General features: G+C 66.6%; 16 protein-coding genes. 5 read left to right on the top strand and 11 right to left on the bottom strand.

Going from position 1 to position 23,728, the window contains the following annotated elements; all coding sequences use genetic code 11:
• Positions 1-60: 60 nt before the first annotated feature.
• From GEU84_RS01450 to GEU84_RS01410, 9 genes are all read right to left on the bottom strand, one after another.
• The gene (locus GEU84_RS01450; RefSeq protein ID WP_152823723.1) at positions 61-1,692 is read right to left on the bottom strand and encodes an alpha-D-glucose phosphate-specific phosphoglucomutase; all 1,632 of its coding nucleotides are present in this window, start codon (positions 1,690-1,692) and stop codon (positions 61-63) included.
• Positions 1,689-3,803 (bottom strand): glycogen debranching protein GlgX, encoded by a 2,115-nt coding sequence (gene glgX, locus GEU84_RS01445; protein ID WP_152823722.1) that lies wholly within the window; start codon positions 3,801-3,803, stop codon positions 1,689-1,691. Before glgX ends, GEU84_RS01450 begins: the two co-directional genes overlap by 4 nt.
• A complete protein-coding gene (gene glgA / locus GEU84_RS01440; RefSeq protein WP_420899256.1) occupies positions 3,800-5,245 on the bottom strand; it encodes a glycogen synthase GlgA in 1,446 nt (481 codons plus the stop codon). The genes glgX and glgA overlap by 4 nt, the downstream gene beginning before the upstream one ends.
• Before the next feature lie 72 nt (positions 5,246-5,317).
• Positions 5,318-6,589: a glucose-1-phosphate adenylyltransferase gene (glgC, locus tag GEU84_RS01435; protein ID WP_152823720.1), complete on the bottom strand. Its 1,272-nt coding sequence runs from the start codon at positions 6,587-6,589 to the stop codon at positions 5,318-5,320.
• A 78-nt stretch (positions 6,590-6,667) separates the two neighbouring features.
• Positions 6,668-8,848 (bottom strand): 1,4-alpha-glucan branching protein GlgB, encoded by a 2,181-nt coding sequence (gene glgB / locus GEU84_RS01430; protein ID WP_152823719.1) that lies wholly within the window; start codon positions 8,846-8,848, stop codon positions 6,668-6,670.
• A 51-nt stretch (positions 8,849-8,899) separates the two neighbouring features.
• Positions 8,900-11,299, bottom strand: a complete 2,400-nt coding sequence (locus GEU84_RS01425) for a glycogen/starch/alpha-glucan phosphorylase (protein WP_152823718.1) — start codon at positions 11,297-11,299, stop codon at positions 8,900-8,902.
• 365 nt (positions 11,300-11,664) lie between these two features.
• Positions 11,665-12,738 carry a dipeptidase gene (locus GEU84_RS01420; RefSeq protein WP_152823717.1) on the bottom strand — a complete coding sequence of 358 codons (1,074 nt, stop codon included), beginning with the start codon at positions 12,736-12,738 and terminating at the stop codon, positions 11,665-11,667.
• Between the two features lie 75 nt (positions 12,739-12,813).
• On the bottom strand, positions 12,814-13,212 hold the full coding sequence (gene cueR, locus GEU84_RS01415; RefSeq protein WP_152823716.1) for a Cu(I)-responsive transcriptional regulator: 399 nt from the start codon (positions 13,210-13,212) through the stop codon (positions 12,814-12,816).
• A complete protein-coding gene (locus GEU84_RS01410) occupies positions 13,209-15,674 on the bottom strand; it encodes a heavy metal translocating P-type ATPase (protein ID WP_277604746.1) in 2,466 nt (821 codons plus the stop codon). The genes cueR and GEU84_RS01410 overlap by 4 nt, the downstream gene beginning before the upstream one ends.
• 152 nt (positions 15,675-15,826) lie before the next feature.
• Here GEU84_RS01410 and GEU84_RS01405 point away from each other — a divergent pair, with 152 nt between their 5' ends.
• The 3 genes from GEU84_RS01405 to eda all read left to right on the top strand — a co-directional run bounded on the left by GEU84_RS01405 (position 15,827) and on the right by eda (position 19,123).
• Entirely contained in the window at positions 15,827-16,027 is a 201-nt protein-coding gene (locus tag GEU84_RS01405; protein ID WP_152823715.1) for a heavy-metal-associated domain-containing protein, read from the top strand.
• Positions 16,028-16,356: 329 nt separating this feature from the next.
• A complete protein-coding gene (edd, locus tag GEU84_RS01400) occupies positions 16,357-18,162 on the top strand; it encodes a phosphogluconate dehydratase (RefSeq protein WP_174539290.1) in 1,806 nt (601 codons plus the stop codon).
• A gap of 319 nt (positions 18,163-18,481) precedes the next feature.
• Entirely contained in the window at positions 18,482-19,123 is a 642-nt protein-coding gene (gene eda / locus GEU84_RS01395) for a bifunctional 4-hydroxy-2-oxoglutarate aldolase/2-dehydro-3-deoxy-phosphogluconate aldolase (RefSeq protein WP_152823713.1), read from the top strand.
• A gap of 270 nt (positions 19,124-19,393) precedes the next feature.
• Here the strand turns inward: eda and GEU84_RS01390 are convergent, their stop codons facing one another.
• Both GEU84_RS01390 and GEU84_RS01385 read right to left on the bottom strand, forming a co-directional pair.
• Positions 19,394-19,666 (bottom strand): hypothetical protein, encoded by a 273-nt coding sequence (locus GEU84_RS01390; protein ID WP_174539289.1) that lies wholly within the window; start codon positions 19,664-19,666, stop codon positions 19,394-19,396.
• A 33-nt stretch (positions 19,667-19,699) separates the two neighbouring features.
• Complete coding sequence (locus tag GEU84_RS01385) at positions 19,700-22,513, bottom strand: [protein-PII] uridylyltransferase family protein (RefSeq protein WP_152823711.1); 2,814 nt, start codon at positions 22,511-22,513, stop codon at positions 19,700-19,702.
• 101 nt (positions 22,514-22,614) lie between these two features.
• On the opposite strand from GEU84_RS01385, the gene GEU84_RS01380 reads away from it, so the two are divergent.
• Both GEU84_RS01380 and GEU84_RS01375 read left to right on the top strand, forming a co-directional pair.
• The gene (locus GEU84_RS01380) at positions 22,615-23,085 is read left to right on the top strand and encodes a YbaK/EbsC family protein (RefSeq protein ID WP_152823710.1); all 471 of its coding nucleotides are present in this window, start codon (positions 22,615-22,617) and stop codon (positions 23,083-23,085) included.
• A 143-nt stretch (positions 23,086-23,228) separates the two neighbouring features.
• A complete protein-coding gene (locus GEU84_RS01375) occupies positions 23,229-23,690 on the top strand; it encodes a DUF2852 domain-containing protein (protein ID WP_152823709.1) in 462 nt (153 codons plus the stop codon).
• Positions 23,691-23,728 lie beyond the last annotated feature (38 nt).

Here is a 23,728-nt window from a genome sequence, read left to right as displayed (position 1 = left end):
GTTTCCCCCAGCCTAGCAGGCCGGGGGCTGGTTACAAGCAAGCCAAAGGTCGGACGCGGCTCAGGTTATCACGTTCGGCTCGGTCCGCCCGGTGTGCGGACCGATGCCCGCCAGCGCATGCGCAGCACGGATCACCGGGGCGAGTGCATCCTGCGGGTCAAGATCCAGCCCTTCGGGGCCGGGGGCATAGCGTTCCAGATAGACGCGCAGGGTGGCGCCTTCGGTGCCGGTTCCCGACAGGCGCATCACGATGCGGCTGCCATCGGCGAACAGGATGCGCACGCCCTGCTTCTGGCTGACCGAGCCATCCACCGGATCGGTATAGGCGAAATCATCGGCGGCGCTGATCGTCATGCCTTCGATCTGGGTGCCCGGCAGCGTGGGCAGGCTGGCGCGCAAGGCGGACATCATCGCATCGGCCTTGTCGGTGGCAATCGCCTCGAAATCATGGCGGGAGTAGTAGTTGCGGCCATACTCGGCCCAATGCTGCGCCAGAATTTCCGCCACGCTTTCCTTGCGCACCGCAAGGATGTTGAGCCACAGCAGCACCGCCCAGAGCCCGTCCTTTTCGCGCACATGGTCTGATCCGGTGCCAAAGCTCTCTTCGCCGCACAGTGTCGCACGACCATCATCCAGCAGGTTGCCGAAGAATTTCCAGCCGGTCGGCGTCTCATAAGCCGCGATGCCCAGTTTCGCCGCCACCCTGTCCACCGCCGCCGAGGTGGGCATCGAACGGGCCACACCGGCCAGACCCTTGGCATAGCCCGGGGCCAGATGGGCATTGGCGGCCAGCACCGCCAGACTGTCAGACGGTGACACGTAAATGCCGCGCCCCACCACCATGTTGCGGTCGCCGTCGCCATCGGATGCCGCGCCGAAATCGGGCGCGTCGGGGCCGAACATTTCCGCCATCAACTCATGCGCCCAAGTGGGGTTGGGATCGGGGTGCATGCCGCCGAAATCGGGCAAGGGCGTGCCGTGGGTCACGGTGCCGCCCGCAGCACCCAGACGCCGCTCCAGAATTTCGCTTCCATAGGGGCCGGTCACGGCGCACATCGCATCAAACCGCATGCGGAAACCATTGGCGAACATCTGCGCGATAGCGGGGAAATCAAACAGGCTTTCCATCAGGTCGGCATAATCGGCCACCGGGTCCACCACATCGACGATCATGTCGCCAAGGCTGACACGGCCAAGGGTGCCAAGGTCGATGTCGGGGGCATCCAGCAGCTTGTATTCCGTGATGGTCTTGGTGGCGGCAAACATCGCCTCGGTCACGCTTTCGGGGGCCGGGCCGCCGTTGGGGGTGTTGAACTTCACCCCGAAATCCTCCTCCGGGCCGCCGGGGTTGTGCGAGGCGCTCATGATGATGCCGCCATCGGTCTTGTTAAGCCGGATCAGGTGGCTGGCGGCGGGCGTTGACAGCACCGCCCCCTGCCCCACGATCACCCGCGCGGCCCCGTTGCCCGCCGCGATCCGCAGGATGATCTGCGCCGCGCGGTCGTTGAAATAGCGCCCGTCGCCGCCCAGAACAAAGGTCTTGCCCGCCGCCCCGCCGATGGCGGTGAAGGTCGCCTGCACGAAATTTTCCAGATAGTTCGGCTTCATGAAGGCCGGGGTCTTTTTGCGCAGGCCCGATGTGCCGGGTTTCTGGTCGGCAAAGGCGGTGGTGGGCACGGTCTGAATGGTCATGGTTTTCCTCCCGGTAACGGGTTTGGTGATGCGGCTGGCACAAAGACCAGCACGGAATGCGCGGGGGCTTCAAGCCCCGGTTTGGCGGGCAGATGCGGCGCGGTGGGCCGCGTGGTATCCAGCACCATGCGCCAGGCGGGCGCGGTATCGGGCAGGGTCAGGGGCATGGCGGGGCCCGCGTTCAGCACGGCGAAAACCGGGGTTTCGCCTTGGTCCTCGCCCTCGGCCGCCATGCGCAATTCCACGCACAGACAGCGGAATGCCGGGTCGTGCCAGTCGCCGGGGCTGGGCGTCTTGCCATCCGCCCGCCGCCAGATCACATCGGGAAGGCCATCGGAGGCGCGGTTTCGCGCATGCAGGAAACGGCGCTGGCGCAGCACCGGATAGGCGCGACGCAGCGCCACAAGACGGCCCACGAAACTGGCCATCGCCATATCGGCCCCGTCCCAGTTCACCCAGCCGGTGTCATTGTCCTGCGCATAGGCGTTGTTGTTGCCGCCCTGGCTGTTGCCGATCTCGTCCCCTGCAAGGATCATCGGCACGCCCTGGCTCAGCATCAGCGTGGCCAGCATGTTGCGCCGCCGCAGCGCGCGGGCGGCCAGCACGGCGGCATCCTTGGTCGGCCCTTCCACCCCCAGATTGTCGGAATGGTTGTCATCATGGCCATCGCGGTTGTCCTCGCCATTGGCCAGATTGCGCTTCACCGAAAAGCTGACCAGATCGGCCAGGGTGAACCCGTCATGCGCCGTCAGGAAATTGACCGATGACGTGGCCGCCCGTGACGAATGGTCGAACTGTTCGGCAGAGCCCAGCAGGCGGCGCGCCAGTTCCGATGTCATCCCCGCATCGCCGCGCCAGAACCGCCGCATCCCGTCGCGGTACTTGTCGTTCCATTCCAGAAACGGATGCGGATAGCCGCCCAGTTGATACCCGCCGGGCCCGATATCCCAGGGTTCGGCCACCAGTTTCACCCGGTTCAGCACCGGGTCTTGCCGGATCGCGTCGAAAAACCCGCCATTCGGGTCAAAGCCATGCGGCTCACGCCCCAGCACGGAACACAGATCGAACCGGAAGCCATCGACATGCATCACCTCGACCCAGTAGCGCAGGCTGTCCATCACCATGCGCAGCACCATCGGATGCGTCAGGTTCAGCGTGTTGCCGGTGCCGGTGTCGTTCACGTAATGCCGCCCGCCCTCGGTCAGGCGGTAATAGCTGCGGTTGTCGAGGCCCCGAAAGCTGAGCGTCGGACCCATGGCATCGCCCTCGCCGGTGTGGTTGTAAACCACATCCAGGATCACCTCGATGCCCGCCGCGTGGAACCGCCGCACCATCGACTGAAACTCCCAGATCGCGCCCCTCGACATGTAGCGGGGTTCGGGCGCAAAAAAGCCGATGGTCTGGTAGCCCCAGTAATTGCGCAGCCCCTTGGCGATCAGGAAACGGTCATCGACAAAGGCCTGCACCGGCAGAAGTTCAATGCTGGTGACGCCCAGCTTCGTCAGATGCTCCAGCACCCGGTCGGATGCCAGACCCAGATAGCTGCCGCGCAGCCCCGGCTCCACCCCCGGGTGCTGGGCGGTCAAGCCCTTCACATGCGCCTCGTAGAACACGGTGGCGTTCAGCGGCACTTCGGGCGGGGCATCATTGCCCCAGTTGAAGGACGGGTCCACCACCACCGATTTCGGCACGGCAAAGGCAGAATCGCGCGTGTCATAGGACAGATCCGCGCGCGGGCTGCCGATCTTGTAGCCCATCAGCGCATCCGACCATTTCAGCCGCCCCGACAATTGCCGCGCATAGGGGTCGATCAGCAGTTTGGCGGGGTTGAAGCGGTGGCCAGCCTCCGGTTGATAGGGCCCGTGCGCGCGAAACCCATACAGCGTGCCCGGCGTCAGCCCGCCCACATGCACATGCCAGATGTCGCCGTCGCGTTCGGTCAGCGGAATGCGGGCCAGTTCCTTTCGGCCATCCGGGGCGAACAGGCACAGATCCAGTGCCCGGGCATGGGCCGAAAACACCGCAAAATTCACCCCGTCGCCGTCAAACGTGGCCCCCATCGGCCAGGGCCGCCCGGGATGGATCGCATGGCCCGAGACTTCGCCGCTCATCCCGCCAGCCGTGCGTAAAGGGCGGCATAGGCAGCGGCAGAGCTTTCCCAGCCCACCGGGTGTTTCATCGCATTGCGCTGCACCTGGCCCCATTGCACCGGGTCGGCGTAAAGCGCCAGCAACTGCCGCAGCGCCTGCCCGAAGGCCGCCGCATCGGTGGGGTGAAAGGTGATGCCGGTCGCCACGCCCGCCGCCAGCCCCGCCGGATTGGCGGTGATGACGGTATCGGCCAGCCCGCCCACCGCCGCCACCACCGGCAGCGTGCCATAGCGCAGCCCATACATCTGGGTCAGCCCGCAGGGTTCAAACCGGCTGGGCACCAGCACGGCATCGGCCCCGGCAAACATCAGATGGCTCAGCCCCTCGTCATAGCCGATACGCACCCCCACCCGGCCCGGAAACCGCATCTCCAACGCGCGCATCGCGCCTTCCAGCGCCGGGTCGCCCGATCCCAGCACCGCCAGCCCGCCGCCCGCCGCAATGAAATCGGGCAAAACAGATGGGATCAGGTCGATGCCCTTCTGGTCGGTCAACCGGCTGACCACGATGGCCAGCGGCCCCGGCACATCCAGCGTAAAGGCGGTGCACAGCGCCGCCCGGCTCTCGGCCTTGCGTTTCAGGCTGCGCAGGGCATAGGGCCGCTCTTCCGCCTCGGGCGACCAGACGGCGGTATCCACCCCGTTCAGAATGCCGCTGACCCGGTCGGCCCGCGCCGCGATCACCCCCTGCAAGCCCATGCCAAACTCGGGCCGCATCAGTTCCGCCGCATAGGTGGGCGACACGGTGGTGATGGCATCCGCCGTCACCAGCCCGGCCTTCAGGCTGGACAACCCGCCGAAATATTCCAGCGCCTCGGCGTGGAACTCTTCATAGGGCAGCCGCAGAGCCCCCAGCATGGATGCCGGTGCCCAGCCCTGAAAGGCGATGTTGTGCACCGTGATCACCGATTTCACATCCGTAGGTGGCCCATAAGCCAGATAGGCCGGGGCAAAGCCGCCCTGCCAGTCATGCGCATGCAGCAGATCGGGCCGCCAGCCATCGGCCAGCCCCTCGCGCGCGATGCGCGCCGCGACCCAGCTCAGCGCCGCGAACCTTTGCGCATTGTCGGTCCAGTCGCCTCCCGGGCCGGAATAGGGGCCGCCATCGCGGTCATAAAGATGCGGCGCGTCCAGCAGCAGCATGGCATTGCCCGCAACCTCGCCCGCCAGCACCCGCCCCTCGCCGCCAAACAGATCAGGCTCGCGGAACACCTCCGCCCAGCCCTCGGCCCGGCCCCGCAGGCTGCGGTAAGCGGGCATCAGCACCCGCATCTGCCAGCCCTCGGCGGCCAGCGCGGCAGGCAGCGCCCCCACCACATCCGCCAGCCCGCCGGTTTTCAACAAGGGCACACATTCGGAAGCCACCGACAAGACCCGCCCGCGTATCTCCATGCCGTCCCTCATTTTCTGTCTCTAAATATCCCACGGGGGGTCCGGGGGGTGTGAAACCCCCCGGCGCTTTCCGCAAGTGCCCCGTCAGCCGATGGCACGCGCCCGTGCATCCAGCATGTCCTGCGTCACCAGCACAATGCCCGCATCGGTGCGGCGGAACCATTTCTCGTCTTCCTCCGCATCATGGCCCACCACCAGCCCCTCGGGGATGATCACGCCGCGGTCGATGACGCAGTTCTTCAGCTCGGCCTTGCGGTTCACGATCACCTGCGGTAGCGCCACCACATATTCCAGCGTCGAGAAGGAATGCGTGCGGCAACCGGTAAACAGCAGCGAATTGCTGACCGCCGACCCCGACACGATGCAATCGCCCGACACCAGCGACGATACCGCAGACCCGCGCCGCCCGTCGGTGTCATGGATGAACTTGGCCGGCGGCACGATCTCGGCATAGGTCCAGATCGGCCAGGCGTTGTCGTAAAGGTCCAGCTTAGGCACGAAATCGGTCAGGTCGATGTTGGCCTGCCAGAAGGCGTCGATCGTGCCCACGTCGCGCCAGTAGGGCTCGGTCTCCAGCCCCGAGGTCACGCAGCTGTCGGCGAACTGGTGGGCCACCGCCTTGCCGTTCTTCACGATCTGCGGGATGATGTCATTGCCGAAATCGTGGCTGGAGTTTTCATCCTCGGCATCGCGGATCAACAGATCGCGCAGCAGATCCCAGTTGAAGATGTAGATGCCCATCGAGGCCAGCGCATGATCGGGGTCGCCCGGAATCGAGGGCGGATCCTTGGGCTTTTCCAGAAACTGCGTGATGCGCATCTCGGCATCCACATGCATCACGCCAAAGGCCACAGCCTCCATCCGCGGCACGGTCAGGCAGCCGATGGTCACATCGGCTCCGGTTTCCACATGCTGTTGCAGCATGATCTCGTAATCCATCTTGTAGATATGGTCGCCTGCCAGGATGACCACATATTTGATACCGTAAGAATCAACGATATCAATGTTCTGCGTCACGGCGTCGGCGGTGCCCAGATACCATTTGCTCTCGCTTACCCGCTGGCTGGCGGGCAGGATATCCAGATATTCGTTGCGTTCCGCCCGGAAGAACCCCCAGCCGCGCTGCATGTGGCGGATCAGCGAATGCGCCTTGTATTGCGTGGCGATGGCCATCTTGCGGATGCCCGAGTTCAGCGCGTTCGACAGCGCAAAGTCGATGATCCGGGTCTTGCCGCCAAAATACACCGCCGGTTTCGCGCGCCGGTCGGTCAGTTCCTTCAGACGGCTGCCGCGCCCCCCGGCCAGCACGAATGCCATGGCCTGCGAGGAAAGCCGCTGGTTGGGTCTTGGTTTCATTCTGTCCTCCCTTTTGCGGGTTGGCCCCGCCTTGATCGCCACAGCCGCGCCGGGCCTCCTCTGCCCGGCGTGGCAGATTCATGCCTGGCGGAAGATCACCGCCGACAGCGGCGGCAGCGTGACCAGCGCCGATTGCGGCTGGCCGTGCCACGGCTCGCCATCCGCCGTGATGCCGCCCATGTTGCCCCGGTTCTGCCCGCCGTAAAGCCCGGCATCGGTGTTCAGCACCTCATCCCACTGGCCCGCCACGGGAAAGCCAAGCCGCATCCGGCGTTCCACCGGCGTCATGTTCAGCGCGACGACAACAAACGGGTCAGCGGCGCCGCCCTTGCGGATGAAGGCAAAGGTGGAGTTTTCCGCATCATTGCTTTCCAGCCATTGAAAGCCTTCGGGCCGGGCGTCGTTCACATGCAGCGCGGGCGTGCCGCGATAAAGCGTGTTCAGATCGCGCACCAGATTCTGCATGCCCTTGTGCGAGGGGTCTTCCAGCAGGTGCCAGTCAAGGCTGTGGTTGTGGTTCCATTCACGCCCTTGCGCAAATTCGCAGCCCATGAACAGCAGCTTCTTGCCCGGATGAGTCCACATGTAACCATAATAGGCGCGCAGGTTGGCGAATTTTTCCGGCCCGTCGCCCGGCATCTTGGCCAGCATCGACCCCTTGCCATGCACCACCTCGTCATGGCTGATCGGCAGGACATAGTTTTCCGACCAGGCGTAATGCAGGCTGAAGGTGAACTGGTGGTGGTGATACCGCCGGTAGAGCGGGTCTTTTTCCATGTATTTCAGGCTGTCGTTCATCCAGCCCATGTTCCACTTGAAGCCAAAGCCAAGGCCACCGTGGTTCACCGGGCGCGACACGCCGGGGAAGGCTGTGCTTTCCTCGGCCACCATCATCACGCCCGGCACCTCGCCATAGGCGGTGATGTTGGTGCGTTGCAGCACGGCGATCGCCTCGTAATTCTCGCGGCCGCCGTCCTTGTTGGGCACCCATTCGTCGGACTTCCGGCTGTAATCGCGGTAGAGCATGGATGCCACCGCATCCACCCGCAGCCCGTCGATGTGGTATTCCTCCATCCAATAAAGGGCGTTGGAAACGAGGAAGTTTGAAACCTCTGTCCGGCCATAGTTGTAGATCAGGGTGTTCCAGTCCTGATGGAACCCCTCGCGCGGGTCGGCGTGCTCATAAAGCGGGGTGCCGTCGAACCGGCCAAGGCCATGTGCATCGGTCGGGAAATGCCCCGGCACCCAATCCAGCAACACGCCAAGGCCGCGCCGGTGCGCCGCGTCGATGAAGGCGCGGAATTCGTTGGGCGTGCCATGGCGGATGGTGGGGGCGAAAAGCCCCACCGGCTGATAACCCCATGATCCGTCAAAGGGGTATTCGGACACCGGCAGCAGTTCGATATGGGTGAACCCCATGTCGGCGGCATAGCCCACCAGCTGATCGGCCAGTTCGGTGTAGGACAGCATCCGGTCGCCCGGCGCGCGCCGCCATGACCCCAGATGCACCTCGTAAACCGAAATGGGCGCGTCGATGGTCTGGCGCGGGGCGCGCGTTTCCATCCACGCGCCGTCCTGCCAGTGGGTTTCGCGGATGTCGCGGACAACGCTGGCGTTTTTGGGCGCATGTTCCGACCCGAAACCCACGGGGTCGGCCTTCAGTGGCAGCAGCCCGCCGCCCTGCGCGCGCAGTTCGTATTTGTAGGCCACACCCTCGCCCACGCCGGGAATGAAGGTTTCCCAAACGCCGGTGGCACCACGCCTGCGCATCGGGTGGCGGCGGCCATCCCAGATGTTGAAATCGCCCACCACCGACACCCGTTCGGCATTGGGGGCCCAGACGGCGAAATGCGTGCCCTCCACCCCGTCATGGGTGATCGGATGCGCGCCCAGCACCTGCCAGATGCGTTTGTGCGTGCCCTCACCCAGCAGATATTCGTCCATCTCGCCCAGCACGGGGCCGAAACGGAAGGGGTCGTCAAATTCCCATGTCGCGCCATGGCCCTCGGCCCGCAGGCGGTAGGGCTGGCGGGCGGGCATGGCGCAGGTGAACAGGCCCGGCGCATCGGCCACCGGCTGCGCCTGAACCTCGGAATCGGTCAGCACCCACAGCCGGTCGGCACCGGGCACGAAGGCGCGCACCACGAAACCCGCGCCCTCGGCATGCAGGCCCAGCACCGAGAACGGGTCGCCATGCCCACCCTCCAGAATGGAGCGCGCCACCTGCGCGTCCATCTGAATTTTGTCTGCCGTCGCCATAAGTTCTCCCCCCTTGATGGCCCCGTTTTGCAAGGCCCGTCTTGCGACGGGTCAGAGTGCCGACTCGACCGACCATATGTCCTTCATGTAACCACGGATCGTGCGGTCGGATGAGAAAAAGCCCGATCTGGCCGTGTTCAGCGCGGCCATCTTCACCCAGCGCTTGCGGTCGGCATAGGCGGCATCGGTTGCGGCCTGCGCCGCCAGATAGGCGTCGAAATCGGCCGCCACGAGGAAATAGTCGTGGTGCCAGACGCGGTGCACCAGATCATGATAGCGGTCGGTCTGGCCGGGGCTGAACCGGCCCTCGGCGATCATCTGCAACACATCGGGCAGCACGGGGCTGGCCTCGATCGCGTGGCGGGAATGGTCGGGGTCTTGCCGCCGTTTCATCGCCTCTTCCGCCGTCAGGCCAAAGAGGAAGAAGTTTTCCGCCCCCACCTCTTGCAGAATTTCCACATTGGCACCGTCCAGCGTGCCGATGGTGGGCGCGCCGTTGATCATGAACTTCATGTTGCCGGTGCCGGACGCCTCTTTCCCGGCGGTGGAGATCTGTTCCGACAGATCGGTGGCGGGCACCAGACGTTCGGCCATGCTGACGTTGTAATTGGCCGGATAGACCACTTTCAACAGATCGCCGGTTTCGGGATCGTTGTTGATGACCTCGGCCACATCGTTGATAAGATGGATGATTTCCTTGGCCACGGCATAGCCCGGGGCCGATTTGCCGCCAAAAATCTTGACGCGCGGCACCCAGTCACCGCCCGGGTTTTGCCGGATGGCATCCCAGCGCGCGATGGTTTCAAGGATGTTCAGAAGCTGGCGCTTGTATTCGTGGATCCGCTTGATCTGCACATCGAACAGCGCGTCGGGGTTCACCTTCACGCCGCATTCGGTGCCGATCCAGTTTGACAGGGCCACCTTGTTCTTGCGTTTCGCGGCATCGAAGGCCTTCAGGAAGCCCGCCTTTTTCACATGCGGTTCCAGTTCCTTGAGCCGGTCAAGATCAGCCTCCCAGCCGTCGCCGATCGTGTCGGTGATCAGGCCCGCCAGCGGGGGGTTGCACATTTTCAGCCAGCGGCGCGGGGTCACGCCATTGGTCTGGTTGATGATGCGGCCCGGGTGCAGCTTGTTCAGCTCGGGGAACAGGTTGGTTTTCACCAGATCGGAATGCAGCGCCGACACGCCGTTGACCTTGTGCGCCATGACAAAGGCCAACTCACCCATCCGCACCTCGTGGTGTTTCACGATGCCGATGTAGTGGGGGCGCGAATGATGTTCGTCCTTGTGCCAATGGTCGATACGCTCGACGATCTGCATGTGGCGCGGCAGCACGTTGCCAAAGGTGAAGGTGGCCCAGCGTTCCAGCGCCTCGGGCAGCAGGGTGTGGTTGGTATAGCCAAGGCAGGCGCGTGCGGTTTCCAGCGCCTCGGTGAATTCCATGCCATGCTCGTCATGCAGCAGGCGGATCAGTTCCGGCCCGGCGATGGCGGGATGGGTGTCGTTCATCTGGATGGCGACGTGTTTGTGCAGGGCTTTCAGGTCGGAATGCCGGGCCAGATAGCGGCGCAGGATGTCTTGCAGCGCGGCCGAGGTCAGGAAAAACTCTTGCTTCAGGCGCAGTTCCTTGCCGGCATAGGTGGTGTCATCGGGGTAAAGCACGCGGCTGAGCGTGCGTGCCAGTGTTTCGGATTCCGCCGCCGCCGCATAGTCGCCCCGGTTGAAACGCGCCAGGTCGAACATGCCCGTGGGCTTGGCCCCCCACAGCCGCAGCGTGTTGGCCCATTTGCCCTGCCAGCCGATCACCGGCGTGTCAAAGGCCGATGCGATGACGCTTTCGCCCGGCACCCAGACATCCTTGCCGCCGCTGTGTTCGATGTGGCCTTTGAAGGGGATGGTATAGGCCGCTTCGGGGCGGGTGAATTCCCACGGGTTTGTCTGGCCAAGCCAGTCTTCCGGGGCCTCCACCTGCTGGCCACCCTCGAAACGCTGCACGAACAGCCCGTGTTCATAGCGGATGCCATAGCCATAGGCGGGGCAGCCCAGCGTGGCCATGCTTTCCATGAAACAGGCGGCCAGCCGCCCCAGCCCGCCATTGCCAAGCGCCGCGTCAGGCTCGTTGCCGATGATGGCGCGGAAATCCTGCCCCAGATCGGCCAGGGTTTTCGCAGCCATCTCGTGCAGGCCCAGGTTGACCGTGGCATCCTCCAGCAGACGCCCGATCAGGAATTCCATCGACAGGTAATACACCCGCTTGCGGTCTTCGGCCCAGGTGCGGCGGGTGGAGGCGAACCACGGTTCCATGATGCGGTCGCGCATCGCATAGGACAGTGACATGCGCCAGTCATAGATGCTGGCGGTATCCGCATCCTTGCCAAGCGTGAACGTCAGGTGACGCAGGATGTCGGATTTCAGCAGGTTGGGGGTAAGGCTTTGATCAGTCACTTGCAACGTCCGTTGGATAAGGTCCGGCATGCGGACGGGATGCCCGACAGGATGCTGCCACCTGCCGCAGACGGTCAAGCGCGCCGGAACGGCGGGCCAGCCGAAGGGACAGGGCAGCCTTCGCCCACAGGTCTTCCAAACCGCTTTGCCGTTATCGCAAACAACTTGTCAATATGACAACCTTTTTCTTAGGTTTTCTGCGGTTTTCGTGAATCAAAGCGTTTTCAAATTATTGCGGATGCAATGGCATTGCGGCAGGGATTTTCTGCGCTGCGGCATCTTGTGCCGCCCCGCGGCGTGACAGGATTTGCGCAGGAAATGTGCAGCCCCGGTATCGCTGTGCCAGATTGCGCGCAAAGCGGGGCAGGCTGTCAAGCCCCCCAGCAGCGCCGCAAGGTGGCCAGCCAGTTGCGCCAGCACAGCTTTTCCAGCAGCGCGTCGTCATAGCCGTGGCGGCGCAGCGCCTGTTGCAGCGCGGGCAGGCCGGCCACATCGGTGATGCCCTCGGGCACTGTTGCCCCGTCAAAATCCGACCCGAACCCCACATGATCCTCGCCCAGATGGCTGATGAGGTGGTCCATGTGCCGCAGAACGGGCTCCCATCCGATTTCGGGGGCGCGGCGGCCATCCTCGCGCAGGAACACGGTGGCAAAGTTCAGCCCCACCATGCCGCCGCTGTCGCGGATCATCGCCAGTTGCCGGTCAGTCAGGTTGCGGCTGGAAGGGGTGATGGCATGGGCATTGGAATGGGTGGCCACCAGCGGCGCATCGGTGATGGCGGCCACGTCGTTGAACCCCGTCTCGTTCAGATGCGACAGGTCCACCAATATGCGCAGGGCGTTGCAGGCCCGGATCAGCCGCTTGCCGCTGTCGGTCAGCCCCGGGCCGGTGTCGGGGCCCGACGGAAAGCGGAAGGGCACGCCATGGCCGAACACGGTCGGGCGGCTCCACACCGGGCCAAGGCTGCGCAGGCCCATGGCGTGAAAGGCGTAAAGCGCATCCAGATCGGGGCCGATCGCCTCAGCCCCCTCCATGTGCATCACGCCTGCGATGGTGCCGCGCGCCATGCAGGCCCCGATCTCGGCCGCCGTGCGGCAGATGCGGAAGGCGCCGTTGCTGGAACGCTCCATCCACATCAGATGCGCGGCCATGGTCAGGGCCACGGGCTGCGCTGCGGGCGCGTTGATGGCGGCGGGCAGCGGCAGGTCATAGGGCGGGCGGTCCATCATCGCCTCGAAATCCGGGGCGTTGGGGTCGCGCGGCGAGGGGATGTAGATGGCGAACATGCCGCCCGCAAAGCCACCCGCCTTCATGCGGGGCAGATCCAGATGGCCGCGCCCCTCGCCCTTCAGCCAGATCTGTTCGCGCCGGTCGGGGGCATAGTAAAGCCGCAGCAGAATGTCGTTATGGCCATCGAACACGGGGATCGGCGGGGCTGGGAACATGGCTTACTCCGTCTGTCGTGCCGGTCTTGGTGGGGCAGCCTGCCATGCGTGACGGGGGAAGGCCAGAGGCGGCGGTCAGCCCTGTGCGGGCGGCAGGGCCAGACCGCCCAGAATCGGGCAATCGGGCCGCTGATCGCCTGCGCAGGCATCAACCAGGGCGGTCAACGTGGCCTGCATGGCCTGAAGTTCCGCGATTTTCGCGGCGATGCGCCCCAGATGGCTGCGCGCCACCGCCTTTACATCGGCACTGGCGCGGCTGCGGTCCTCATACAGTGCCAGCAGGGTGCGGCAATCCTCGATGGAGAACCCAAGGCTGCGCGCCCGGCCCAGAAAGGCCAGCTTGTGCAGATCGGTCTCGCGGAAGGCGCGATAGCCGTTGGACCCGCGCAGCGGGCGGATCAGGCCGATTTCCTCGTAGTAACGGATGGTCTTGGCGGGCAAGCCCGCGCGGGCTGCGACTTCGGAGATGTTCATGGCTGGCTTTTTTCCGTAAGGTGGGCAGGGATGCGGCGCAGGCGCAGCGCGTTGGTCAGCACGAACACAGACGACAGCGCCATCGCCCCCGCCGCCAGCATGGGCGACAGTTGCGGGCCACCAAAGGGCACCAGCACCCCGGCCGCCACCGGGATCAGCGCGGCGTTATAACCAAAGGCCCACAGCAGGTTCTGGCGGATATTGGCCATGGTGCGGCGGCTGACGGTGATGGCGGTGGCCACACCCGCCGGGTCGCCTGCCATCAGCACCACATCGGCGGATTCAATCGCCACATCGGTGCCGGTGCCGATGGCGATGCCCACATCCGCCGCCGCCAGCGCGGGCGCGTCGTTGATACCATCGCCGACAAAGGCCGTGCCGGGCCCCAGCGCGCGGATCGCGTCAACCTTGGCCCCCGGCAGCACGCCTGCGCTGATCCGGGTGATGCCCAGTTCCGCGCCGATGGCCCGCGCCACGCCGGGCGCGTCGCCGGTTATCATGGCGGCGGGCAGGCCCATGGCGGCCAACGCCGTGATCGCCGCGCGGGCCGTAGGTTTTGCGCGGTCGGCCACCGCCAGCAGCCCCGCCGCTTGCCCGTCCACCGCCAGAAACAGGGCGGACCGGCCAAGCCCGTGCAGCCGGTCAGCCTCGGCGGCCAGATCGCCCAGATCGACGCCCGCCAGCATCGCCGCATTGCCGATGGTCAGGCGCCGCCCCTCGATCATGGCCGAGGCCCCCTGCCCCGGACGCGCGGCAAATCCTGCGGCCCCGGGCAGCGCCAACCCGTGTTCGGATGCCGCGCGCAGTATCGCCCCGGCCAGCGGGTGTTCCGACCCGGCCTCCACCCCCGCCGCAAGCCGCAGCAGTTCGGCCCGTTCCCACCCCGGGGCCGCCAGCAGATCGGTCAGCACCGGGCGGCCCTCGGTCAGCGTGCCGGTCTTGTCGAAGGCCACCTGCCGCACCCCGGCCAGCATCTGCAAGGCATCGCCACGCCGGAACAGCACGCCCAGTTCCGCCGCGCGGCCCGTGCCTACCATGATTGACACCGGGGTCGCCAACCCCATGGCGCAGGGGCAGGCGATGATCAGCACCGCCACCCCCGCCACCAGTGCCTGCGCCATCGTGCCAAACACCAGCCAGACCGCCACGGTCAGCAGCGCCACCACCAGCACCACCGGCACGAACCACAGGGTGATCCGGTCCACCAGCGCCTGAACCGGCAGTTTCGCGCCCTGGGCCTGTTCCACCATGCGGATGATGCGGGCCAGCGCGGTATCGGCCCCCACGCGGGTCGCCTGCATCACCAGCGCCCCCGTGCCGTTCACCGTGCCGCCGGTCAGCGCATCGCCCGGCGCCTTGGCCACGGGCAGCGATTCGCCGGTAAGCAGGCTTTCATCCACCGCGCTTTCGCCCGCCAGCACCAGACCATCCACCGCCACACGCTCGCCCGGGCGGATGTGGATGCGCGCGCCGATGGTCAGGCTGTCGATGGGCTGTTCGGTGATGCCATCCGGCCCTTCCACCCGCGCCGTGCGGGGTTGCAGGCGGATCAGCCCGGCAATCGCCGCCCCTGCCCGGCCACGCGCCCGCGCCTCCAGCACACGGCCCAGCAGGATCAGCGCGACGATCACGCCCGCAGCCTCGAAATACACCACCCGCGCCTCGGGCGGCAGCAGCGCGGGGGCAAAGGTGGCGATTGTGGAATAGGCCCAGGCGGCAAGCGTGCCCAAGGCGACAAGACTGTTCATGTCGGGGGCCAGCCGCCACAGTGCTGGCAGCCCCTTGGCAAAGAACCGACGCCCGGGCAGCGCCAGCACCGCCGAGATCAGCAAAAACTGCGCCACCCACAGCGGCCCCTGCCCCAGCAACCCCAGCAACCAGTGGTGGAACGGCGGGTAAAGATGCCCGCCCATCTCGGCCAGAAACACCGGCAGGGTCAGCCCGGCGGCCAGCCATGCGTCACGAGTCAGCGCGGCCAGATCTTCGGCGCGGTGATCGGGGGCCGCGCCCAGCGGTGCAGCGGCATAGCCCGCACGGGTCACGGCGGCGGCAAGCTCTGCCACGCTTGCCCCGCCCTGCTGCACCGTCACCTCGGCCCGCCGCGTGGCCAGATTGGCCGCCGCCCGCGTAACGCCGGGCTGCGCGGCCAGCACCCGTTCCACCCGTCCCGTGCAGGCGGCGCAGGTCATGCCCTCGACCGCCAGCATCACCGTGGTTTCCCGCACCGGATAGCCCGCGCCTGCCAGCACATCGGCCAGCGCGGCCCGGGTGGCAGGCGCGGCAAAGCGCACCTCTGCCGTTTCATCCGCCAGATTGACCCGCGCCCCGGCCACCCCCGGCACGGCCCGCAAGGCACGTTCCACCCGGGCCACACAGGACGCGCAGGTCATCCCCTCCGGGCTGAACCGGGCGGTCAGCAATGCAGGGCTTGTCGCCTGCGGCAAGGGTGCACCGGCATTCATGGCAATCTCCTTCACCCATCACATGGGGCTTCCCGTCACAGGAAGGTCAAGACCCCGCCGCAGGTTTTCTTGCAGGGCCCCGCTCTCCCGCCCCTTGACCTTCCCCCCATGGCAAGCCCCATGTTGCCACAGGCAGATAAAGGAGACCCGCGATGACCCTGCTTTCCGTGCCCGACATGACCTGCGGCCATTGCCGCGCTTCGGTGGAATCTGCGCTGGCCCCGCTGCCCGGCATGGCAAAGGTCACGGTTGACCTGCCCGCGCGGCAGGTGAAAGCCGAAGGTGACGCAGCCCCGCAAGCCATGCTGGATGCGTTACAAACCATCGGCTTTCATGCCGCCGTGATCGGCTGACATGGGGCGGCGGCAGCAGCATCTTGCCGCCAAAGGCAACAACCACCTGACACCCAGCCGGTCCTTCCCAAAACCGTCCGCCCCAAAACCGACCGCCCCAAAACCGTCCGCCCCAAGACGGTCCGCCTGAAAATTCGGCGTCGGCACGGCTTGCAAGCGTGGGCCATCCGGCCCACCATGCCGCAAAGGGCATTATGCCCCAGATTGCTGCCAAAAACCCGCTCCCGCGCCGATCAAGCTGATTTTGTGCTTTCCTAGTCACCTTGTTAGCGCTAACATATCGTCAGCCCGACCCCGCAATTTCCGCCAGAGGTGGCCCCATGACCACGATCCCGCTCAACAGCACCGTCGCCCGCGTGACCGACCGCATCCGCGCCCGATCCGCCGCCAGCCGGGGCACCTATCTGGCGCGCATGGCGGCGGCGGCGCAGGATGGCCCGGCGCGTGGCCACCTGGCCTGCGGCAATCAGGCCCATGCCTATGCCGCGATGGGCGATGACAAGGCCGCCCTGCTGGGCGACCGCGCGCCCAACATCGGCATCGTCACCGCCTATAACGACATGCTTTCCGCCCATCAGCCCTATGAGACCTATCCCCAGATGATCCGCGCCGCAGCCCGGCGCGTGGGGGCCACCGCGCAGGTGGCGGGCGGGGTTCCGGCGATGTGCGACGGCGTGACGCAAGGCCAGCCGGGGATGGAGCTTTCGCTGTTTTCCCGCGATGTGATTGCTTTGGCGGCGGGTGTCGCGCTTAGCCACAACACGTTTGACGCGGCACTTTATCTGGGTGTCTGCGACAAGATCGTGCCGGGCCTGATCATCGCCGCCGCCACCTTCGGCCATATCCCGGCGGTGTTCGTGCCCGCCGGGCCGATGACCTCGGGCCTGCCCAATGACGAGAAATCACGCGTCCGCAACGCCTTTGCCACCGGCGAGGTGGGGCGCGACGCGCTGATGGCTGCCGAAATGGCCAGCTATCACGGGCCGGGCACCTGCACCTTCTACGGCACGGCCAACACCAACCAGATGCTGATGGAATTCATGGGCCTGCACCTGCCCGGCTCCAGCTTTGTGAACCCCGGCACGCCCCTGCGCGACGCGCTGACCACGGCGGCGGTGGAACGCGCGGCGGCGATCACGCAGCTGGGCAATGATTACCGCCCGGCGTCCGAGATCCTTGATGAACGGGCGTTCGTGAACGGCCTTGTCGGCCTGATGGCCACCGGCGGTTCCACCAATCTGGTGCTGCACCTGCCCGCCATGGCGCGCGCTGCGGGCATCATCCTTGATCTGGAGGATTTTGCCGACCTGTCCGATGTCGTGCCGCTTATGGCCAAGGTCTATCCCAACGGGCTGGCCGATGTGAACCATTTCCACGCGGCGGGTGGCTTGGGCTACATGATGGGGCAGTTGATGGATGCGGGCCTCTTGCATGCCGATGCCAAGACCGTGCTGGGCGAAGGCCTGAGCCTCTACCGGCAGGAGCCAAAGCTGAAAGACGGCGCGCTGACATGGGAGCCGGGCGCGCCCGATACGCTGAACGACAAGATTCTGCGCCCGGCCTCGGCCCCGTTCCAGCCCACCGGCGGGCTGAAGCAGCTTTCCGGCAATCTGGGGCGCGGCGTGATGAAGGTTTCCGCCGTGGCACCGGAACGCCACGTGGTCGAGGCACCGGCCCGGGTGTTCCACGACCAGGCGGCGGTGAAGGCCGCGTTCAAGGCGGGCGAATTCACCGGTGACACCGTGGTCGTGCTGCGCTTTCAGGGCCCGCGCGCCAATGGCATGCCCGAACTGCATTCGCTGACCCCGGTGCTGACCGTGTTGCAGGACCGCGGGCTGAAAGTGGCGCTTGTCACCGATGGCCGCATGTCGGGCGCATCGGGCAAGGTGCCCTCGGCCATCCACGTGGCGCCCGAGGCGGCGAATGGCGGGCCACTGGCGCGGGTGCGCGATGGCGACACCGTTCGGGTCGATGCGGTGGCGGGCACATTGTCGGTGCTGGCCGCCGATTTCGACAGCCGCACCCCGGTGGTGGCCGACCTCTCCGCCAACAGCCACGGCATCGGGCGCGAGCTGTTCGAGGCCTTCCGCCGCAGCGTGGGCAATTCGACCGAGGGCGCGGCCGTCGTGGTGTAAACCCGGCGCCGTGCCCCGGGCGACCGTGGCAGGAAACCAGAACTTTTATGCCTTCGGCGAGGATATTTTAACCATTGAGAAAGGATGGTCGGCGAAACTCGGTCTTGCGGTACAGGCGGGGACGCCGATGACCGCCCAGTGAGAAAACGCCCTGCCTCCCCGGCCCCTCTGCCGCCCGAGGCAGGGCGTCCTCACGCCAGGCCCGATCCTGTTTCGGGCAGATCGATCTTTTGCTGGCAATTTCTTGCTGGCCCAAATATCCCCGCCGGAGGCCTCCACCGCAAACCCTCCCCATGTCTCCGGCAAAAGGACACCCCTCATGACCCCCGCAGAGCAAAGCCGCCGCGCCATCGAGATCTGCCGCCGCGCCCCTGTCGTTCCCGTGCTGGTGATCGACGATCTGGCCCATGCCCGCCCGCTGGCCGAGGCGCTGGTGGCCGGTGGCCTGCCCGCGCTGGAGGTGACATTGCGCACCCCCGTGGCGCTGGAGGCGATCCGCATCATGGCCGAGGTGCCGGGCGGCATCGTGGGCGCGGGCACCCTTCTCACGCCCGAGGATGTGGCGGCGGCACTGGCGGCGGGTGCGCTGTTCGGCGTGTCGCCCGGCGCCACCGACCGGCTGCTGGCGGCCTGCGCCGATCAGGGCATGCCGCTGCTGCCCGGCGCCGCCACGGCGACCGAGGTGATGGCTTTGCTGGAACGCGGCTACACGATGCAGAAATTCTTCCCGGCCGAGGCGTCGGGCGGCGCGCCCGCGCTCAAAGCCATCGGTGCGCCGATCCCGCAGGTCAGCTTCTGCCCCACCGGCGGCGTCAGCTTGAAGAATGCGCGCGACTATCTGGGCCTGTCGAACACGGTCTGCGTGGGCGGCAGCTGGGTCGCCCCCAAGGCGCTGATGGAACAGGGCGACTGGGCCGGCATCACCGCTCTGGCGCGCGAGGCGGCGGCTCTGGCCGGCTGAGCGGCGGGCGCAGCAGCCCCGGCAGGTCAGCCCGCGCTGCGCCCTTCTACACCATGCAGACCCGGGCTTCGGTCCGCTTCAAGTCCGCATAGGTGCCAGATCCAAACATGCGCGCTGGTGGCCGGGGCCAGACAGCCTCCGGGTCGTAACACCAAACTCCGCGCAACAGAAACGTCCCGCCGAAACAGCCGCCATCCGTGCCCCCGCGCCGCGCGAGCCCGCCCTTGTGGCGGGCGAGTGCGGTGCGACCTACGGCCAAAAACGCCCGCTTCACCCCCCCGGCACACGCGCCGCGCGCCCGCCACGGCGGCGGGGGTGGTCGGGCAGGGTCAGGCCTTCGTGCAGAACCCCGCTCATCGGGTGGTCGGGTTCGGCCACCGCATAATGCGCGATCAGCGCGCGCAGGGCGACGGGCACCGGCAGATCCACCGGCAGGCTCAGCGCCCAGTCCATGAAGACCGACCGGCATTCGCCCGGCGTGATCCCCTCGATCACATAGCTTTCGCGGATCAGCCCCTTGGGGTCTGCCTCATCCCGTTGCACGATGCGTCCTTCCGTCATCTGCGGCCTCTCCCGTCATGTCTGGCCGTCATCGCCGACCGGTGCGGCCGCCTCGCCCAGCCCTGTGCCGATCACCGCCGCCGCCCGCGCCGTCAGCGTCTCCAGCCGCGCGCCAAGCGCCGCAGTGCTGGCCTCACCCGTTTCGCGCAGCACAAAGGCGCAGCCGCCCAGCCCCAGCGTGGCCGGGTCCAGCACCCCGCCCGTCAACAGCCGTGTTCCCGCCTGCAGCCGCCAGCACAGCCTGTAGGCCGCCAGCAGGTCTGTCGCGGCTGTTTGCGACAGAAATCCGCCGCGTCGGCCCGCCTCGATCTGCGCCTCGACGCGCCGCGCAGGGTCGCCCAGCCGCAGCGCCGCCGTCTGCGCCATCAGTTCGATATCCATCAGGCGGCCCGGGCCATTCTTGGCCTCCCACAGCCCCGCTGCGGGTTTGGCCGCCTGCAACCGCTGGCGCATCGCGGCCACATCGCCCAGCACCTGCGCGCCCGGCCCCTTGGCCAGCAACAGCGCGCGGCGGAAACCTTCGACCTCGGCCGCCAGCCCCGCATCGCCCGCCAGCACCCGGGCGCGGGTCAGGGCCAGATGCTCCCACGTCCAGGCCTCATCCTGCTGATAACTTTGGAACGCCGCCAGTGACGTGGCAACCGGCCCCTGCCGCCCCGAAGGGCGCAGCCGCATGTCCACCTCGTAAAGCCGCCCCTCGGCCATGGGTGCGGTCAGCGCCGTGACCAGCGCCTGCGTAAGCCGGGCAAAATAGGGCCGCGCGGCCAGCGGTTTGGGGCCTGTGCTGGCCTCGTCATCCTGCGGGTCATAGATCACGATCAGGTCAAGGTCGGAGCCCGCGTTCAACCGCCCCGCGCCCAGGCTGCCCATGCCCAGAACCACGGCGCCCCGCCCCGGGGCCGCGCCATGTTTGCGCGCAAACTCGGCCAGCACCACCGGCCACAGCGCCTGCACCACGGCCTCGGCCAGATCGGCATATTCCTTGCCCGCCTGAAACGCATCCGTCAGGCCGCGCAGATGATGCACGCCGATGCGGAAATGCCATTCCTTCATCCAGCGCCGCGCGTTATCAAGCTTTCGTTCATAATCAGGCATATCGGCCAGCCGCGCCGCCAGTTCCGCAGCCAGCGCCTGCGCCCCGGGCCATGCGGAAAAGAACGCGCCGCCGATCACCGCATCCATCACCCCCGAATTGCGCGCCAGATAGCGCGCCAGCAAGGGCGAGGTGGCGGCAATGTCCACGATCAGATCGACCAGCTGCGGGTTGGCCTCGAACAGCGCGAAGATCTGCACACCCGCAGGCAGGCCCGCCAGAAACCCGTCAAAGGCCGCCAGCGCCTCATCCGGGTTGCCCGCTTCGGCCAGCCGTTTCAGGATCGCCGGGCGCAGCCGCTTGAACATTTCGACCGCGCGTTCGGACCGCAGGCAAGGATAGGCTCGCCAGCCCTCGACCACCGCGCGGGTTTTCTCGGTCAGTTCCGGGCCATCTTCGGCCCTGCCGGGGGCAAAGAAACTGTCGGTCAGCGATTCGACGCGCGCCAGCCGGGCCAGCAGCCCGGCACGGAAGGCCGCCGGTTCGACCCCCATGAAATGCGCGATGCGCGCCACACCCTCGGCGCTGTTGGGCATGTCATGGGTCTGGGCATCGCCCACCATCTGCAGGCGATGCTCCACCTCGCGGTGCGCGCGGTAATGCGCCGTCAGTTCTGCCGCCACATCGCGCGGCAGCCAGCCCTTTGCCGCCAGTGCAGCCAATGCGCCCACAGTCGTGCGGTCACGCAGGGCGGGGTCACGCCCCCCGGCAATCAATTGCCGGGTCTGGGTGAAAAACTCGATCTCGCGGATGCCGCCCTGCCCCAGTTTCATGTTGTGCCCCTCGACCACCAAGGGGCCGTTCAGGCCGCGATGGTCGCGGATGCGCAGCCGCATGTCATGGGCATCCTGAATCGCGGTGAAATCCAGATGCTTGCGCCAGACAAAGGGGATGAGCGTCGTCAGAAACTTCTGCCCCGCCGCGATGTCGCCGCCGCAGGGCCGCGCCTTGATATAGGCCGCGCGTTCCCAGGTGCGGCCCACGCTTTCGTAATAGCTTTCCGCCGCTGCCATCGACAGGCAGACCGGCGTGACCGCCGCATCGGGGCGCAGCCGCAGGTCGGTGCGAAAGACATAACCCTCGGCGGTGTGATCCGACAGCAGGGCGGTCATCTTGCGCGTCACGCGCAGGAAGGCTGCCCGCGCCTCGGCACTGTCATCGCCATAGCGGGACTCATCAAACAGGCAGATCAGGTCGATGTCCGAGGAATAGTTCAGCTCGCCCGCGCCCATCTTGCCCATGGCCAGCGCCACCATGCCGCCCGCCGTCGCGGCATCCTCTGGCGTGGCACCGGGCAGCTTGCCGCGCCGGATCTCATCGGCCACCAGCCGCTTCAGGCACAGGTCAACCGCCCGGTCGGCCAACTGGGTCAGGGCACCCGTCACCTGTTCCAGCGGCCAGACGCCGCCCAGATCGGCCAGCGCGGTCAACAGCGCCACGCGCCGCTTGGCCTGCCGCAGACCGCTGCCCAGATCGGCCAGCGCCAGATCATCCAGCCGCACCAGAACGGTCGTCAGCGCGGTTTCGGGGGCCATCGTCAGCGCCACGCGCAGCCAGCCCGCCTCACGCGCCATCAACTCGCGCAGATAGGGGCTGCATCCAGCGGTGGCGGCCAGAAGGCTGGCCAGTTCTGCGGGCAGATCGGCAAAGGCCGCGCGGGTATCGGCGGCCATGGCGGCATCATGCGCAATGGGCTGGCGGGTCAGGCGGCGGGCAAAGGCGGTGCGGGTGCTCATTTTGTCACCATGGCGGGTGGTGCGGGGGCGGTCAACCGGGTGGCAGGATGGTTGCGGTTACAGGGCTGGCCGTGAATACTGCCGCAAAACGGAGGGGCGGGATGAGCAGAAGTCTGGCGCGGGTAACGGCGGCCTTGCAGGCGGCGGGGGTGGCGACGGACATCCGCGAGATGCCGGGCGAGACGCGCACCGCCAACCAGGCGGCGGCCGAGGCGGGCTGCGCGCCCGACCAGATCGTGAAATCCATCCTGTTTCTGGGCGAAGCATCACAACGGCTGCACCTGTTTCTGACGGCGGGCGGCCAGCAGGTCTGCCCCACCCGCGCCGCCACGCTGGCGGGCGAGCCGCTGGCCAAGGCCGATGCGGCGGTGATCCGGGCGCATTCGGGCTTTGCCATCGGCGGGGTGGCACCGCTGGGCCATCTGACGGAATTTCCCTGCTACATGGACCGGCATTTGCTGAGCTTTGCACAGGTCTGGGCGGCGGCGGGCACGCCCCGGCACATCTTTGCCATCGCGCCCGATGTGCTGCTGCGTGTGACCGGGGCAAAGGTGGCCGATTTTACCCAATAGTTTCAACGGCCTCCGCCCCATGGCAGGCCGCAGCGGAACGCTCATGTAAATTTCCTTAACATACCCCTTGCGCAAAGCCCCGCGACACACGATCTTGGTCATGTGAAAGACGTTCACATCAACGCAACCGGGAGACCGCCGCAATGAATACTGCCTCATCCTCCGCCTTTGCAGGCGGGATCACGTCCTGGCTCACCCGCGCCGAAGCCTGGCTTGACAACAAGGGCCGCTGGGCCTGGATCACCGCCATGGTGCTGGGTTTCGTTTTCGTCTGGCCGGTCGGCCTTGCCCTTCTCGCTTACATGATCTGGAGCAAACGCATGTTCAAACGCACCGCCTGCACCGCCCGCCGCGATGGGCACATGGGCTACCGCAGCCATGGCACCAGCGGCAACACCGCCTTTGACGCCTACAAGGCCGATATGCTGCGCCGTCTGGAAGATGAACAGACCGCCTTCGAGGCCTTCCTGCAACGCCTGCGCGACGCCAAGGACAAGTCGGAATTCGACGCCTTCATGGATGATCGCGCCCGTGCCGGGTCCGAAGCCCGCAACACCCCCCCGGCAGCCCCGGTAGACGAAGCCCCACGCGCCGGGAACTACTGAACCGCTGCGGCACTTGATACCGAAGATGTCACCGGGCG

The organism is Fertoeibacter niger (assembly GCF_009380135.2).
GTDB lineage: Bacteria > Pseudomonadota > Alphaproteobacteria > Rhodobacterales > Rhodobacteraceae > Fertoeibacter > Fertoeibacter niger.
Note: the sequence above shows the minus strand (reverse complement) of the source record. Positions and strands in the feature narration are given on the sequence as shown.

Excerpts from the sequence above, each read along its gene's own strand:
- GEU84_RS01450 (WP_152823723.1), bottom strand. The coding sequence starts at position 1,692 with ATGACCATTCAGACCGTGCCCACCACCGCCTTTGCCGACCAGAAACCC.
- glgX (WP_152823722.1), bottom strand. The coding sequence starts at position 3,803 with ATGAGCGGCGAAGTCTCGGGCCATGCGATCCATCCCGGGCGGCCCTGG.
- glgA (WP_420899256.1), bottom strand. The coding sequence starts at position 5,245 with ATGAGGGACGGCATGGAGATACGCGGGCGGGTCTTGTCGGTGGCTTCC.
- glgC (WP_152823720.1), bottom strand. The coding sequence starts at position 6,589 with ATGAAACCAAGACCCAACCAGCGGCTTTCCTCGCAGGCCATGGCATTC.
- glgB (WP_152823719.1), bottom strand. The coding sequence starts at position 8,848 with ATGGCGACGGCAGACAAAATTCAGATGGACGCGCAGGTGGCGCGCTCC.
- GEU84_RS01420 (WP_152823717.1), bottom strand. The coding sequence starts at position 12,738 with ATGTTCCCAGCCCCGCCGATCCCCGTGTTCGATGGCCATAACGACATT.
- cueR (WP_152823716.1), bottom strand. The coding sequence starts at position 13,212 with ATGAACATCTCCGAAGTCGCAGCCCGCGCGGGCTTGCCCGCCAAGACC.
- GEU84_RS01410 (WP_277604746.1), bottom strand. The coding sequence starts at position 15,674 with ATGAATGCCGGTGCACCCTTGCCGCAGGCGACAAGCCCTGCATTGCTG.
- GEU84_RS01405 (WP_152823715.1), top strand. The coding sequence starts at position 15,827 with ATGACCCTGCTTTCCGTGCCCGACATGACCTGCGGCCATTGCCGCGCT.
- eda (WP_152823713.1), top strand. The coding sequence starts at position 18,482 with ATGACCCCCGCAGAGCAAAGCCGCCGCGCCATCGAGATCTGCCGCCGC.
- GEU84_RS01385 (WP_152823711.1), bottom strand. The coding sequence starts at position 22,513 with ATGAGCACCCGCACCGCCTTTGCCCGCCGCCTGACCCGCCAGCCCATT.
- GEU84_RS01380 (WP_152823710.1), top strand. The coding sequence starts at position 22,615 with ATGAGCAGAAGTCTGGCGCGGGTAACGGCGGCCTTGCAGGCGGCGGGG.
- GEU84_RS01375 (WP_152823709.1), top strand. The coding sequence starts at position 23,229 with ATGAATACTGCCTCATCCTCCGCCTTTGCAGGCGGGATCACGTCCTGG.